Genomic DNA, 14,906 nt, shown 5'->3' with positions numbered 1-14,906 from the left:
ATTTGTGAAAATTTTTTTTCCATCTATGAAGAAGAAAGTGCTAACCGTTTTGTCACTATCCATTGCTTTCTGGATGAACGCGCAACAAAAAGATTCTCTTAACAAGAAGAATATTGATGAAGTCGTTATTACAGGGCAATATATGCAACAATCGATTAATAAATCTATATATAAGGTAGAAGTGATTGATGCACAGCAAATTAAAAATATGGCTGTGACCAATGTGGCTGAAGTTTTAAATCAAAACCTGAATATCTTAATAGAACCTAATAAAGGCTCGGGAGATTCCAACGCTAATATTATGGGGTTAAGTGGTGAATATACCAAAATCCTTATTGATAACATTCCGGTAGTAAGTGACCAGGGGATGGGAAATTTAGTAGACCTTACCAAACTCAATGTCAACAATATTGAACGCATTGAAATTGTAAAAGGCTCCATGGGAGTGGAATACGGAAATAATGCGGTAGCCGGGGTAATTAATATTATTACCAAAAAGAGTTACAATAAGAAAGTGAGCATTCAGGCTTCTTTACAGGAAGAAACCGTTAATAAAGACTATGACTGGTTTAAAAAAGGAAACGGACGACATATCCAGTTTTTAAATGTGGGGTATAAAATTAATGATAACTGGTCTGTTTCTGCAGATATTAATCACAATGATTTTAAAGGATATAAAGGAACACTCAGAGGCTATAAATATTTTAGCGAAAGTAACGACGGACTTCGTGGTTATGACTGGCAGCCCAAAGAACAGGTAACGACAAACGGAATTGTCCGGTATAATAAGAACAATACCAGCTTTTATTATAAATTAAACTTCCTTTCAGAAAAGATCAATTATTATAATCCGTTGGTTAATGAGCTTTATCTTGGCGGCGGAAACAGAACATATACTTCTCAGGATATTGATTATAACACCAAAAGATGGATCCATCAGTTTAATATCCAGACCAAACTGGGAAGAATCAATTATAACGGAGACTTTTCTTACCAGACTCAGGAAAGAAAATCACAAAACTATATCTATGATGTTCCTAACAGAGAGGAAGTATCCAGAGATCAGAATCTGACATTTTATAAATCAGATGTCCTGTACTCAAGAGGAATGTTCAGTAATTTCCTGGATAGTGAGAAAATTAATTTCCAGCTGGGTTATGAGTTGGACAGAACAAAAGGTTTCGCCGGTGCCACTACTTTTGAAAGTAATAATAACGGAAAAAATATTGAGCGCTCTATATTCAATTATGCCAACTTCTTATCCGCAGAATGGAACGTCAACAAATGGTTCTCTGTTCGTCCGGGAGTAAGACTGGCGCTGAGTGATCAGTTTGATTCTCAATATAATTATTCAGCGACTCTAAGATTCAAAACCACTCAAAAATCGGATATCCGTGCCGTATTTGGTTCCGCAAACAGATTTCCGACTTATGATGAGCTGTACACTTTTGTAGTGGATAATAATCATGATATCAGAGGAAATGAAAAACTGAAACCGGAAACCGGATATTCAGCTGCTTTATTCTGGGATTATGCAACTGCCCATTCAAATGACTGGAAATTCAATTTCAGTCTCTCGGGAATGTTCCTGAATGTCAAAAACAGAATTGAAGATGTTATTATTAATAACAGCCCGTTACAGGTAACTTTCTTAAATGTAGATAATTATAAATCGATATTATTCGGAGGCGGATTAAATGTAAGGAAAGGTGATTTAACGGTAAATGCAGGAGTCTCATTGATGGGGATTTCCCAGTCTCTTAATACGGGAAATATAGAATCACCGAATGATTATAATTTTTATGGGGAAGCAAATTTAGCCGCCAATTATACGTTGCCTTCTACCAGAACGTTATTTGCTCTTTACTATAAATATACCGGAACTCAGAAGCGCTATACCCACAAAACCAATTCCCAGGATCCAAAAGATCCGGGACAGTATATTCTGGGAGAAATCGGTGATTTCAGTATGCTGAATTTTACACTGAGCCAGCCGTTTTTCAATAATCATTTTGAAATCAGTGCCGGAATCAAGAATATTTTTGATGTGACAAGTGTCAGAAATACAATACAATCAGGTAATGCACATAATGCGGCTGCCAATCAACAGAACCTATTCTACGGTAGAAGCTACTTCGCCAGATTAAACTATAATTTTTAAGGATTAAAATGAAAAAAATACTATTTTCCCTTTTAATAGGCGTTTCTTTTATTTCTCAGTCATGTATTAATGATAATGAGGATGCAGTGATGGTAGCCCCGTCTGACGGAGCTGTTGTAAACCCCGATGTAGGAGGAGCTGCTCAGCCTAACCAGGTCTGGTTTGATCTGGGAACTAATACAGAAGTACTTACTAAAAGAACAGACTGGGATTTTGCATTCTATTCAGGAAATGAGTTTAAAGTAGTGATCAATTCCTCAATTATGATGGCAGCCGGAAAAATTCCTAATGCTGCTAATATAGATCTAGTAACTGATGCAAGCGTTTCCGCATTAAAAGATAAAGTACAGGTAGCCAGTTTTGATCCTGCTAATGAAGCATATATTGATGATGTGAAAGGAAATTTCCCTTCAGGCTATACCGCTATTGAAGAAATCAAAGCTAATGATACTGAGAATGCCGTGTACCTTGTCAATATGGGGAAAAAGATTTTTACAGGTACCATAGCCACAGGATCTGTAGCGACAGGGGGAGACAGCAGAGGATGGATGAAAGTTCAGATCGTGAAATCGGGAGCAGATTATAAAATAAAGTATGCCGAACTCAATGCTACAACTCATAAAGAATTGATCGTTACTAAAAACAAAGCATACAACTACAGCTTTGTGAGTCTGGAAAAGAACAGCGAAGTTACCATACAGCCTGAAAAGAAGAAATGGGATATTTGTTTTACTGTTTTTACCAATATTATTCAGGGAGCAGGAAGCTATATTTATGCAGATTTTGTAACGACGAATAATGTTGCCGGTGCAGGGGCTTACGAAGTAAAAGTCAATTCGGGATCCGGAGTGGAAGCCTATAATAACTTTAAAACTTCAGATATTGATCCTTCTAAATTTGTTTACAATGACCAGAGAATAATCGGAGGGAACTGGAGAAATCCGGTAGGAACCAACGGACTTGAAGTATATGGTGACCGCTTCTACATTATTAAAGATGCAGAAGGCTATTACTTTAAATTAAGATTTACCAGACTTACCAATACTGCCGGAGAACGGGGAAGGCCTCAATTTGAATATAAACCTTTATAGAAATCAAATAATTGTATATCATGAAAAAATTCATCCTTGCAGCTTCTGTACTTATCGCAGTATACTCATGCAAAAAAGAAGAAGGTGCTAAACAAGAAAATACGACGGAAGCTGCTTCTGAAGCTCCCAAAAGCAATAATAAAATTGTAACGCTAAGCGGTGGAATTACAGAAATTGTGAGTGCTTTAGGGCATGAAAAAGAAATTGTAGGAACGGATGTTACCAGTACTTATCCTGCATCTTTGAAAGCGACAGCTAAAGATTTAGGGCACATGAGATCCATGACGATTGAGCCGATTATGGCTGTAAATCCTACCCTGATTCTTGCTTCCGATAAAGATATCAACCCGGAATTAATGGGGAAAATTAAATCTTCAGGCATTAAAACTGAAGTTTTCAAGCAGGAGTACACGGTGGAAGGAACCAAAAAACTGATTGAAGAAGTAGCAAAAACGATCGGAAATACAGATTATCAGAAACTGAATGATAAAATTGATGCGGACCTTAAACAGGTACAGCCTATTGCTAAAAAGCCCAAAGTATTATTCATCTATGCAAGAGGAAATATGCTGATGGTTGCCGGGAAAAAGACTCCAATGGCTTCATTAATCAATCTTGCAGGGGCTGACAATGCAGTGACGGAATTTGAAGACTTTAAGCCTCTAACACCTGAAGCCGTTGTAAAAGCTAATCCTGATGTATTATTCTTCTTTACAACAGGACTACAGGGAGCCGGAGGAAATGAAGGTGCTCTGAAAATGCCGGGTGTGTCTCAGACAAATGCCGGAAAAAATAAGAAAATCATCGCAATGGATGGAGGACTGGTTTCTGGTTTCGGACCAAGACTGGGAGAAGCTGCAGTTGGATTAAACAAACTTTTAATTGAAAACACAAAGTAAATTATACTTTTATCTTACTATAAGTGTGGTACTGCTTGTCATTATAGCGGTACTGTCACTTAATACAGGCGTTTACGACTTTGGCGGAACATCCGCATTCAAAGTACTGTGGCAGGTGATAAAAGGAGATACGACATTATCTTTAAGTGATAAATATGTGGTTTGGGATGTAAGAGCAGCCCGGATTATCATGGCTGTTTTAATAGGAAGCATGTTATCGGTTTCAGGAACAAGTCTGCAGGGACTGTTCAGAAATCCTTTAGCGACAGGCGATTTAATAGGACTCACATCAGGAGCTACCTTATTAGCGGCAATTGCTATTGTTTTAGGGACACATTTTAAGCAATATCTTCCTGAAGCCGTACAGTTTTCACTGGTTGGGATCTCTGCATTTTTAGGATCTCTTTTATCCATGATGCTGGTGTACAGAATTTCAACAAGCGGAGGAAAAACCAATGTAGTGATGATGTTATTAACAGGAGTTGCCATTACCGCTATCGGATTTTCAATTACCGGATTTCTGATTTATATTTCAAAAGATGAACAGCTCAGAGATCTTACATTCTGGAATTTAGGAAGCTTAGCTGCAGCTACATGGACTAAAAATATCATTCTGGCTATTGTTTTACTCACTTCATATATCATTCTGCTGCCTAAAGGAAAAGCCTTTAATGCCATGATGTTAGGTGAAAGAGATGCGCAGCATTTAGGAATTAATGTAGAACGGCTGAAAAAGCAGATCATTATTATTGTAGCTTTAATGGTGGGAACCTGTGTAGCTTTTTCAGGAACGATCGGTTTTGTAGGACTTATTGTGCCTTATATTTTAAGACTGTTATTTAAGTCCAATTATACATTTATTCTGCCATTGTCTGCGGTCTGCGGAAGTATTTTATTATTAACGGCAGATACGTTCAGCAGAAGTATTGTCGCACCGTCAGAGTTACCGATAGGAATTCTTACCGCTTTAATGGGAGGGCCTATCTTTATCGCGATTCTGATTAAATTTAAAAAAGCATTGTAATGATCAAGGCACACCAGATTAATTATAAGCATAAAGATTTTCATATTCTGGACGGAGTGGATGTTTCTCTTGAGTATGGTGAATTCCTGGCCATCGTGGGACCAAACGGTGCTGGAAAATCCAGCTTATTAAGCGTTTTGGCGGATGAAGTAAAATCCGGAAAGCAGAAAGTCTTATTTAAAAATAAACCCATTGCTGAATGGAATGTGAAAGAACTTTCAAAACATAAAGCAAAATTTTCCCAGCACAACAGTAATGATATTCCTCTGGAAGTAAAAGATGTTGTGATGATGGGAAGATACCCGTACTTTGATTCCCAACCGGGAAAGGAAGATCTTGAAGCGATGAATACTATGATGTACGAAACGGATATTTTTTATCTTAAAGAAAGAGAATACAACACCCTTTCAGGTGGAGAAAAACAACGGGTACATCTTTCGAGAGTAATGGCACAACTCCAGAACGAAATCGCTCATAAACTTGTATTTCTGGATGAACCTTTGAATAATTTAGATATTAAACATCAATATAAAGCACTGGAAATTATTAAAAAATTTACTCAGAAAGCAAACAGTGCTATCGTTGTTTTACATGATCTGAACCTTGCTGCACAATTTGCAGATAAGATTTTATTAATGAAATCAGGAAAAGTTTCCGCTTATGGAACACCGGAAGAAGTATTTACAGCTGAAAATATAACTAAAGCTTACAATTTTCCATGTACTATTTGCGGGCATCCTATTACCAATAACCCAATGATCATTTTTGGATAACCATGGAAAAAGATGAATTAAAGATCCTCGCTCAAAATCTTGCCAATCCTCAGGGGGAAAAAGGCAAAGAGATCGGTGAAATGATGAATGCCACTAATATCGGAATGACCTTAGAAAGCATCAAGGCACTGCTGATAGAAGACGATGAGCTCATTCTTGAAATAGGACACGGGAATGCAGCTCATGTAAAAAGTATCTTAAGTTTAGCCCGAAATCTGAAATATACAGGAATTGATATTTCTGAAACAATGCACCATGAAGCTCAAAGGCTGAACAAAGATTTCAGTAAACAGACTGATTTTGTGCTGTATGAAGGAAAAAAGCTTCCTTTTGATCATGAAATTTTTGACAAAATATTTACCGTCAATACCGTGTATTTCTGGGAAGATCCGGTAACATTCTTAAATGAAATTTACAGGGTCTTGAAAGATGACGGAACCTTCGTTCTTACTTTCGGGCAGAGGGATTTCATGGAAAAGCTTCCTTTCACAGCCTTTGATTTTAATCTTTATAATAATGATGAAATGGAAGAACTTATTTCCAAAAGTCATTTTAAAAGAATGAAAACTTCTGAAAAAGAAGAACAGATAAAAAGTAAAACAGGAGAAGAAACAATACAAAGAATTTATACAGTTTTAACCATAAAAAAATAAATAATGAGCACATTAGTTAATGATTTAAAGGAAAAATGGGAAGCTCTGAAAGCAGAAAATCCACATGTAAGAATAAGAAATGCTGCCGCACAATTCGGGGTAAGCGAAGCTGAATTACTGGTAACCGGTGTCGGAGAAGGAGTCACTGTTTTAAATCCTGAGTTTCCGGCTATTCTTACCGAAGCTGAACAGTTAGGAAAAGTAATGGCACTTACCCGTAATGATGAATGTGTTCATGAGAGAAAAGGAACTTACCTGAATGGTGATTTCAGCAGCCCTCACGCACAGCTTTTCGTAGGGGAAGATATTGACCTTAGAATTTTCCTGAACCACTGGAAATTTGCTTTTGCAGTAGTGGAAGGAGATAAGAAAAGTCTTCAGTTTTTCGGAAAAGATGGCCTGGCTCTGCATAAAATCTATCTGACGAAAGATAGTAATGAAGCCGCTTACAATACAATCGTTGAAAAATTCAGGGCTGAAGACCAGAACCAGACTTTTGTATTTGAAGCAGTAGCTCCGAAACAGATTGAAAAAGCAGATGCTGAAATTGATGTGGAAGGATTTAAAAAAGCTTGGACAGAATTAAAAGACACTCACGATTTCTTTATGATGACGAGAAAATTCGGGGTAAGCAGAACGCAGGCATTAAGGCTGGCTCCGGAAGGTTTTGCCCAAAAAATCGACAATGCTAAAGTAGTCAACATTCTTGAAGATGCTTCCGAAAAAAATACCCCAATCATGGTATTCGTAGGAAACAGAGGAATTATCCAGATCCATACGGGGAATGTCAAGAAAACTCTTTGGCATCAGCAATGGTTCAATGTAATGGATCCTGATTTTAACCTGCACCTGGACGTAACCAAAATCGCTGAAGCATGGATTGTAAAAAAACCAACAGAGGACGGAGAAGTAACAGCCATTGAAGTATTCAACAATGAAGGAGACTTTATCGTTCAGTTCTTTGGAAAAAGAAAACCCGGGATTCCCGAATTGCAAGAGTGGAAAGATCTGGTTGCAGCATTAGAAAAATAATAATTAGATAATTTGAACGGACCGTTTTGTTTTGTAAAATTCAAAGCGGTCTTTTTTATGGTGAAAAAAGATACAAACGAATGTATGATTCTGTTATCTGCACCAAAATATTTGTGTAATTTGTGTTTAAATAAAGAAAATGAAGAATATTCTTATTGCGATATTGCTTATCACCTTCTGTACCACAGAGGCACAGGATTTTAAAGCTTATCAGTTTTATGATCAGAAAGGAAAAGAAGTAAAGACAGAGAAACTCGTAAAAGAACTGGCAAATTATGATATCGTCTTTTTTGGTGAAAATCATAACAGCTCAATCAACCACTGGCTTCAGCTGAAAATTACAGAAGCATTATTTGAAAAGAAAAACGGCCAGCTTATGTTAGGGGCTGAAATGTTTGAAAGAGATAACCAGCCGCAGTTGAATCAGTATTTAACCGGTAAATTTGATGCCAAAACATTTAAAGACTCTGCCCGTTTATGGAATAATTATGCAACGGATTACAAACCTTTAGTTGATTTTGCCAAAAGTAAGAAACTGAATTTTATTGCCACGAATATTCCAAGGAAATATGCTTCACAAACAGCAAAAGAAGGTCTTGAATCTCTCAGTAAACTCAGCGAAAAAGAAAAGACTTACATCGCCCAGCTGCCTATCAAAGTAACATTGGATACACCGGGATATCCTGAAATGAAAGCCATGATGGGAGATCATGCGGAAGGAACCAAGGTCATGAACTTTATTTCAGCCCAGGCAACAAAAGATGCAACGATGGCAGAGTCTATTCTGAAAAGTTTTCAGGCAGGAAAAACTTTCATTCATTATAACGGAAACTATCACAGCAAAGAATTCGGAGGAATTTACTGGTACATCAAACAGAAAAACCCAAATCTTAAAATGGCCGTGATTTCTGTCTTTGAATCCGAAGATCCGGACCTGAAAGTACCCTCAAAAGATTATATTCCAACAAATTTTAATCTGGTCATTCCAGGAGATATGACCAAAACTTTTTAATCCGGAATTTGTAAGGGAAATATTGATTTTTGCCACGACTACACGAATTATTTTATCTGTGCATTCGTGGCAATTTATACATAATATAAGTTTAAGTTCCGTCAGTTTTTTAAAGTAAAAATCTGTATGAAATCATCATGCAGCCAATACCCGTTTTTCAGTCACAATTTTTACCTTTGTCATACAATCGAATAATATGAAAAAACTATCTGCTCTGTTGATTTTTACTGTAGGATTATGGCAGGCCCAAAAATTTACCGCCAATGAGATTTCAATTATTAATCAGGGAAACATAAATTCTGCATTGCCTATTTATCAGACGACAGATGCCAATCAGCATAAAACATTGTTGAGCCTTTCTTCAGAGGCAGACCCGATTGATTCAAATACTGCAATTTTAGTAAGGAGAATGAAAGAATCCCTACTCTCAACAGATGGTGGAGTAGGCATTGCTGCCCCACAGGTGGGAATCAACAGAAAAATAATCTGGGTGCAACGATTTGATAAAGAAGAAACTCCTTTGGAATATTTCATCAATCCGGTCATTGTATGGAGATCAGATCTTCAGAATCTGGGCCCGGAAGGCGATTTATCTATCCCCGATTTCAGAGATCAGTTTTACAGAAGTAAGGTCATCCAGCTGGAATATACAGATTTAAAAGGGCAGAAATATTCGGAAATTGTAGAAGGCTTCACTGCCGTTATTTTTCAACACGAAATTGACCACCTTTTCGGGATTCTGATCTCCGATAAAAAAGAAAAAGAAAAGAACGATTCCTATAAAAAAGTAGATGCCTATCAGAAAAATGGGTCCAACAAAAAATAGACGATGAGTACTATAAATACAACCGCACAAAATCTGCTTATTAGTCCTTTAGCTATTTCCTCATAAAATCTTTACCATCTGCAGTCAGGCTCATAATGAGTTTATCATTATCAGTAATCATTGCGCCTATCATTATTTTGTCAGGATTATCATGATGTTTATGCCAGTAAAAAGTCTCGTTGACGGAAGGAGTGTCAATAAAATAATTGATCATTTCATTCTTTAAAATATCAGGCTATTTTGAGGAACTAACGAATAAGAAGGAGCTTTTTAATTACCAAATGGCTTTTGAGTACTGCAGGTGATATTCTTTCCGGGATCCACTCCGAAATATTTACAAAAGTAGCGGTAGTATTCATAACGGTATTTTGTTTTGGGCTGTGTGGCAGGTTGTCCGCATTCAATACCACCATTGATAATATTGACAGTAGTTCCAAATCCGGGTGTTCTTCCGCTTTCTTTATCCTTTTCTGTAGGTTGCCATTTCCCGGTCATTACCTCATGACAGGAAGGTTTAGGAAATTGAGGCGTCATCCAGAACCAGATAGCAGAGGCAAAAGATAAAACATTGTTGCCGGCCAGAAGTCCGGGATTTTTTAAAAGTATATTTTTATCTCCAAACCAGGCTTCACTGAATTGTCCGTAGTTGTAATTCCAGCTGAGTTGTTTGGGACCGCGACCGTAATAAGCCTGTCCTGCTACCGGAGGATAGTTAACCTTAGAAGCATCAGAATAATCATTCCCATTGCCCTTATTATTTTCTTCGATAAAATAAAGCCCCCATTGATAGTAACCTCCCGGAGCGTCATCCCAGCCTCCGCTTGTTTCCTGGGCAATATTGGCCAAAAATGCCGCGAGCTCCCTCTTCTGATCTTCCGCTGTCCCTTCATTCAGAAAAATGGGGAAGTGAGCTGCCGCTTCTATAAATGCCTTATATGAATAAAAGTCCTGATGGCTGCTGGCTTTTCCCTGAATATTATTCCTGTTGGGAAATAAGGAATTCCAGGTTTTGGCATCTATCAGCCGGCTAATATGTGCTGCTGCTTTAGTATCATTAATGTGTTGCAAAAGATTGTTATCCTTGGTTTTCTGAGCATAAGACCGGTTGTAAGAAATCAAAACAAGTCCTAAAGAAACTATTATGGCTGGAAGTATTTTCATGATTTAAACAGATTCGGTTTTTTCCTTTGTTAAACAATTAAGTGGATGGGCTATTATAAATAATCTGCCAATTTCCCCTATAAACTCTGGCAGGGTTTAAAGCTTTTATTATCCTTTTATAGTTTTTGACAAACAAATATAAAGTTAGGATCTTTTATCTATATACTGCTTCAAAAATAAAAGGAGCTGTTTTTGAAATTAAAACAGCTCCTTTCGTAATAACTATGCTTAAAAAAATTGGATTAATTGTTGTTGGTTACCGAAAGTTTAACCTCAATATTATTTCTTGTAGCATTGGAATAAGGACAAATCTGGTGTGCTTTTTCTGTTAGTTCCTGCGCTTCTTCAATGGAAACTCCGGGAATATTAACATCCAGTTCTACGGCAAGACCAAATCCGCCGTTTTCAATCTGTCCTATGCTCACCTGTGCTGCAACACTTGTTTCGCCGGTCTGAACTTTAGATAAACTGATCACTCTGTTCAATGCGCTGTCGAAACATGCAGAATATCCGGCTGCAAAAAGCATTTCAGGATTGGTAAAATCATCACTAGCTCCTCCCAATGCCTTAGGCATTCTTACTTCAAGGTTTAAAACGTCATTATCGCTTTGTACATGACCGTTTCGTCCTCCTTTAGCAGTTACTTTGGTAGTATATAAGGTTTTCATTTATTTTTCGATTTTCTTTAATATTTTTAATACTGTGTCCTTAAGATGTAACAGCTCTTCAGGCTGTATCCCGATTTTTTCCTGGATTTTCCCGGGAATTTCGCAGGCTTTTTTTTGCAGTTGCTTTCCTGCATCAGTTAAAAATACTTCAACCACTCTTTCGTCTTCTTTTTTTCTTTTTCTGACAATAAATTCTTTAGCCTCCAGCCTTTTGAGCAGGGGAGTTAAAGTACCGCTGTCTAAAAACAGCTTTCCCCCGATATGAGTCACCGTATGACCATCACTTTCCCAAAGTATCATCATCACAAGATACTGGGGGTATGTAATATCCAGCTCATCAAGAAAAGGGCGGTAAAGCCCGGTAATTTCTTTAGCGATCACATATAACGGAAAGCAGATCTGGTTTTCTAATTTAGGCGGTTTTGAATTGTCCATGAGTTTGATTACGTACGAAAGATGCGATGAAGGTATTACTTTTTAATGATAAATTCATCCATTGGAATTCTGACTTTTTTCATAGAAGACAGCCAGTCATGAGTCTCATCACGATATCCAAGATATAAAAGACTTACACTTTTTAAACCTAATGCTTTCAGTCCCAATACTTCATCTACGACTTCATTACTGAAGCCCTCTGCCGGAGTACTGTCGATTTTAAGTTCTGCAGCCTGTGCAAGGGCGATTCCTAAAGCGATATAAGTCTGGCGGGCCGTATGTGCAAAATGCTGTTCAGGAGTCTGGGCTCCGTATATCTCTTTGATTTTATCGGTATAGCTCCCAAAACGTCCTCGTGGAAGAGCTCTTACATCCGTATGATGATCGTATACTTTATCTATTTTTTCATTGGAATAGCTGTCCCAGGCAGCAAAAACCAAAACATGTGACGAATCTCTCATGACCTCAGGATTTAAGGCTCCGGGTACCATTTTCTCTTTCAGTTCCTGATTTTCCACGACGATGATACGGAATGGCTGTAAGCCTGATGAAGTAGGAGCAAGTCTTGCCGCTTCTAATATAGTATGTAAATCTTTTTCCGAAACTTTTTTATTCGGGTCATATGCTTTTACAGCATGTCTCCAGTTAAGATCTTCTATTAATGACATTTTCTTTTTGTTTTAAATTAAATTACTTGGTGATTATTTATTTCCCCGATTTTATTTTGGGATAAAATAACAATGCAAATATACAATAAATTAAATTGTGTGCAATTTAATTTTGAAAAATTTTATTGTGCATTGTGTTTTTTTTTTTTCATGATTGATGATCAGTGAAGAAAGAAAATAAGTTTTTTACGGATTGGCTAGTTTTTTCCTGCTGAGAATAATGAAGTTAAAGAAATTTCGCAAGATCCGGATTTTTTCAGACTTCTGATATTTCAATCTTTGCATTAGAATTTAAAACTAAAAAACAATGCAGAGATTTAAAGACAAGACCGCTTTAATTACCGGTGGAACCAACGGAATGGGATTCGCCACGGCACAGAGATTAATAGAAGAGGGAGGAAGGGCAATTATTACAGGCAGAAGTGAGGCCACTGTAAATAATGCTTTAGAAATACTGGGAGAGAAGGCTTTTGGAATTGTGTCCAATGCCGGAGATATGAAAGACCTGATGAATTTACAACAGGAAGTAAGAAAATATACGGGACAGATTGATCTTCTTTTTCCCAATGCCGGTTACGGAAGGTTTGCTCCGGTTGAATATGTAGATGAAAATCAGTTTGATGAGCTTTTTAATATGCTGGTGAAAGGTCCTTTCTTCACAGTTCAGCAACTATTACCATTAATGGAACGTGGAAGTTCTGTTATTTTTAACACCTCAGTAGCCACAGAGATTGCGATGCCCAATTTTTCAGTCTATTCTGCAGCAAAATCGGCGGTACAGTCTTTTATTAAAACGTTTGCCGTTGAGCTTACAGAAAAGGGGATCCGGGTGAATGGAGTAAGCCCCGGACATATCAAAACAAATATTTTTAATAATACGGGCTTAACAACTGAACAGATTGAAAACGCAGTTCATGATATTATTCCTACCATCCCTTTTAAAAGACAGGGAGAGCCCGCTGAGATTGCCAGTACAGTCTTATTTCTTGCATCGGAAGAAGCGGCATATATTCATGGTGCTGAAATAAAAGTAGATGCAGGTATTTCTGTGATAAGATAACCCGTTAAAATTGATAAAATTCATTTGACCTCGTTGATTTGTCTGATCATATTGGTTTTAATTTCAACACCAATATTATAGGTTTTCCCTTTTTTAAAACTTCGGGTGGCTTTTTCTATCAATGTTTTATAATCGGAAGATTTCTTTGAAATATAAAAAACCTGGGCACTTATTCCAATGGCCACACGTACAACTTCTTCAGGCTTATCAGGATCTTCGAGGATATTGTTGATAGTCGCATTATTGTACCAGATTAATTTCTGGGATTCGGAATGAGAGGAACAGGAAGTGATCATGGTAAATGCTAATAATAAATAAGTCCAGACTTTCATAATAATAAAGTATTGGGTAAAAAGCTCCTGCAGTATATAAATAATGCAGGAGCTATATAAAAAGTTAGTTAGAATCCGCAATGGTCTGTACTAGGTACAGGAGCACTACACCCTGAAAGAGATGAAAATGCTGTTAATGTACAATTCGTATTAACAAGGTTGTTATCATATAATAAAGAGCCTGACGGACTTCTGTAATACACATTCCCAGCTGTATTAACAAAAGAAGAAACAGAAGTCGATCCGCAGGTAGAATTGGTACAAGCACTTCTCCATGCTGTATCGGTTATAGGGCCTGCTGAGTTTAATGAAGGATCTATTATCCTTTTTTCAACTACCCCGGAAGCATTTTTAAAGCTTACCAGAATAGCAACGTGATATACCCATGATACACAACAGGTACCGGTAGAAGCTCTTAAATTACCATATACAAATTGTTTTTCACACTCGTATCCTGCATTGTTCAGGATTTGTCTCATTTTATGAGCTCTTGCATAACATCCGTCTACAGGGTATCTAAAAGTAATACATGGTGAAGAAGCCGTAGAAGTTCCGCAAGACTGGTTTTTAATCTGGGCAAACAGGCTGTTTAAAGTAGCAAGATCAGGAATAACACTGGCCAGTCTGCTGGTTTCTCCTTGGTCTGCTTTTACTTCTTTTGTGAATGCAGATTTAAAAAAACGGATATCCTCTTCTGTCGCTTTTTCTACTTTTGAAATTTCAGTAGAGTTGGCCTTAAGGAAAATATGAACAGGAGACTCATTTTTAACAGCCTGGCTGATCATGGAGATATAGTTTTCATTTTCCTTAGTGTCTTTGATTTCATACGGCTGAGCTGAAAGAATAAAGGAGACTTTAAATTTACCATTTTCCTTTTCTATCCCTACCGGAACAGTTCTTCCAAAATCTTTCATCGCAATTTCTTTAGACTCTGAGGTAATGGTTTCCTGATTCGCTCCTGAATCTGAACACGAATTGAATGATAGTACTGACACAAATACCATCATTGATAACAAAAATTTTTTCATAATTCTCATAAATTATTTGGTGGGTTAATGAAGTTTTTCTTTAAGTGGTTTTAGTTCACTGTAAAGTGATATTAAAAGTAGAA

At 37.2% G+C, this 14,906-nt stretch carries 17 protein-coding genes; 10 read left to right on the top strand and 7 right to left on the bottom strand.

Annotated elements, in window-relative coordinates; genetic code table 11:
- Positions 1 to 25: 25 nt before the first annotated feature.
- The 9 genes from JO178_RS03865 to JO178_RS03825 all read left to right on the top strand — a co-directional run bounded on the left by JO178_RS03865 (position 26) and on the right by JO178_RS03825 (position 9,471).
- Positions 26 to 2,161, top strand: a complete 2,136-nt coding sequence (locus JO178_RS03865) for a TonB-dependent receptor (RefSeq protein WP_291931892.1) — start codon at positions 26 to 28, stop codon at positions 2,159 to 2,161.
- A gap of 8 nt (positions 2,162 to 2,169) precedes the next feature.
- The gene (locus tag JO178_RS03860) at positions 2,170 to 3,252 is read left to right on the top strand and encodes an HmuY family protein (protein WP_291931890.1); all 1,083 of its coding nucleotides are present in this window, start codon (positions 2,170 to 2,172) and stop codon (positions 3,250 to 3,252) included.
- Positions 3,253 to 3,272: 20 nt separating this feature from the next.
- Positions 3,273 to 4,151 carry an ABC transporter substrate-binding protein gene (locus JO178_RS03855; RefSeq protein ID WP_291931887.1) on the top strand — a complete coding sequence of 293 codons (879 nt, stop codon included), beginning with the start codon at positions 3,273 to 3,275 and terminating at the stop codon, positions 4,149 to 4,151.
- The gene (locus tag JO178_RS03850; RefSeq protein WP_291931885.1) at positions 4,135 to 5,175 is read left to right on the top strand and encodes an iron ABC transporter permease; all 1,041 of its coding nucleotides are present in this window, start codon (positions 4,135 to 4,137) and stop codon (positions 5,173 to 5,175) included. Before JO178_RS03855 ends, JO178_RS03850 begins: the two co-directional genes overlap by 17 nt.
- The gene (locus JO178_RS03845; RefSeq protein ID WP_291931882.1) at positions 5,175 to 5,948 is read left to right on the top strand and encodes a heme ABC transporter ATP-binding protein; all 774 of its coding nucleotides are present in this window, start codon (positions 5,175 to 5,177) and stop codon (positions 5,946 to 5,948) included. Before JO178_RS03850 ends, JO178_RS03845 begins: the two co-directional genes overlap by 1 nt.
- Positions 5,949 to 5,950: 2 nt before the next feature.
- The gene (locus JO178_RS03840) at positions 5,951 to 6,601 is read left to right on the top strand and encodes a class I SAM-dependent methyltransferase (protein ID WP_291931879.1); all 651 of its coding nucleotides are present in this window, start codon (positions 5,951 to 5,953) and stop codon (positions 6,599 to 6,601) included.
- Between the two features lie 3 nt (positions 6,602 to 6,604).
- A complete protein-coding gene (locus tag JO178_RS03835; protein ID WP_291931876.1) occupies positions 6,605 to 7,633 on the top strand; it encodes a ChuX/HutX family heme-like substrate-binding protein in 1,029 nt (342 codons plus the stop codon).
- A 139-nt stretch (positions 7,634 to 7,772) separates the two neighbouring features.
- Positions 7,773 to 8,645 (top strand): ChaN family lipoprotein, encoded by an 873-nt coding sequence (locus JO178_RS03830; protein WP_291931873.1) that lies wholly within the window; start codon positions 7,773 to 7,775, stop codon positions 8,643 to 8,645.
- A 196-nt stretch (positions 8,646 to 8,841) separates the two neighbouring features.
- Complete coding sequence (locus tag JO178_RS03825; RefSeq protein WP_291931870.1) at positions 8,842 to 9,471, top strand: peptide deformylase; 630 nt, start codon at positions 8,842 to 8,844, stop codon at positions 9,469 to 9,471.
- A 52-nt stretch (positions 9,472 to 9,523) separates the two neighbouring features.
- Here the strand turns inward: JO178_RS03825 and JO178_RS03820 are convergent, their stop codons facing one another.
- The 5 genes from JO178_RS03820 to JO178_RS03800 all read right to left on the bottom strand — a co-directional run bounded on the left by JO178_RS03820 (position 9,524) and on the right by JO178_RS03800 (position 12,403).
- The gene (locus JO178_RS03820; RefSeq protein ID WP_291931867.1) at positions 9,524 to 9,685 is read right to left on the bottom strand and encodes a hypothetical protein; all 162 of its coding nucleotides are present in this window, start codon (positions 9,683 to 9,685) and stop codon (positions 9,524 to 9,526) included.
- Between the two features lie 56 nt (positions 9,686 to 9,741).
- A complete protein-coding gene (locus JO178_RS03815; RefSeq protein WP_291931864.1) occupies positions 9,742 to 10,632 on the bottom strand; it encodes a chitinase in 891 nt (296 codons plus the stop codon).
- A gap of 242 nt (positions 10,633 to 10,874) precedes the next feature.
- Entirely contained in the window at positions 10,875 to 11,300 is a 426-nt protein-coding gene (locus JO178_RS03810; protein WP_291931861.1) for an organic hydroperoxide resistance protein, read from the bottom strand.
- On the bottom strand, positions 11,301 to 11,735 hold the full coding sequence (locus JO178_RS03805; protein ID WP_291931859.1) for a MarR family transcriptional regulator: 435 nt from the start codon (positions 11,733 to 11,735) through the stop codon (positions 11,301 to 11,303).
- A 35-nt stretch (positions 11,736 to 11,770) separates the two neighbouring features.
- Positions 11,771 to 12,403: an NAD(P)H-dependent oxidoreductase gene (locus JO178_RS03800; protein ID WP_291931856.1), complete on the bottom strand. Its 633-nt coding sequence runs from the start codon at positions 12,401 to 12,403 to the stop codon at positions 11,771 to 11,773.
- Positions 12,404 to 12,710: 307 nt separating this feature from the next.
- Here JO178_RS03800 and JO178_RS03795 point away from each other — a divergent pair, with 307 nt between their 5' ends.
- Positions 12,711 to 13,463: an SDR family oxidoreductase gene (locus JO178_RS03795; RefSeq protein ID WP_291931853.1), complete on the top strand. Its 753-nt coding sequence runs from the start codon at positions 12,711 to 12,713 to the stop codon at positions 13,461 to 13,463.
- A 20-nt stretch (positions 13,464 to 13,483) separates the two neighbouring features.
- Here JO178_RS03795 and JO178_RS03790 read toward each other — a convergent pair whose 3' ends face one another.
- Together JO178_RS03790 and JO178_RS03785 are read right to left on the bottom strand one after the other, a co-directional pair.
- Positions 13,484 to 13,795, bottom strand: coding sequence for a hypothetical protein (locus JO178_RS03790; protein ID WP_291931850.1), 312 nt, complete (start codon positions 13,793 to 13,795; stop codon positions 13,484 to 13,486).
- A gap of 68 nt (positions 13,796 to 13,863) precedes the next feature.
- Positions 13,864 to 14,823, bottom strand: a complete 960-nt coding sequence (locus tag JO178_RS03785; protein ID WP_291931847.1) for a protein-glutamine glutaminase — start codon at positions 14,821 to 14,823, stop codon at positions 13,864 to 13,866.
- Between the last annotated feature and the right edge of the window lie 83 nt (positions 14,824 to 14,906).

The sequence above is a fragment of the Chryseobacterium sp. genome (genome assembly GCF_019236175.1).
Lineage (GTDB): Bacteria > Bacteroidota > Bacteroidia > Flavobacteriales > Weeksellaceae > Chryseobacterium.
The sequence above is the reverse complement of the archived record's forward strand: the minus strand, read 5'-3'. Positions and strand labels throughout refer to the sequence as shown.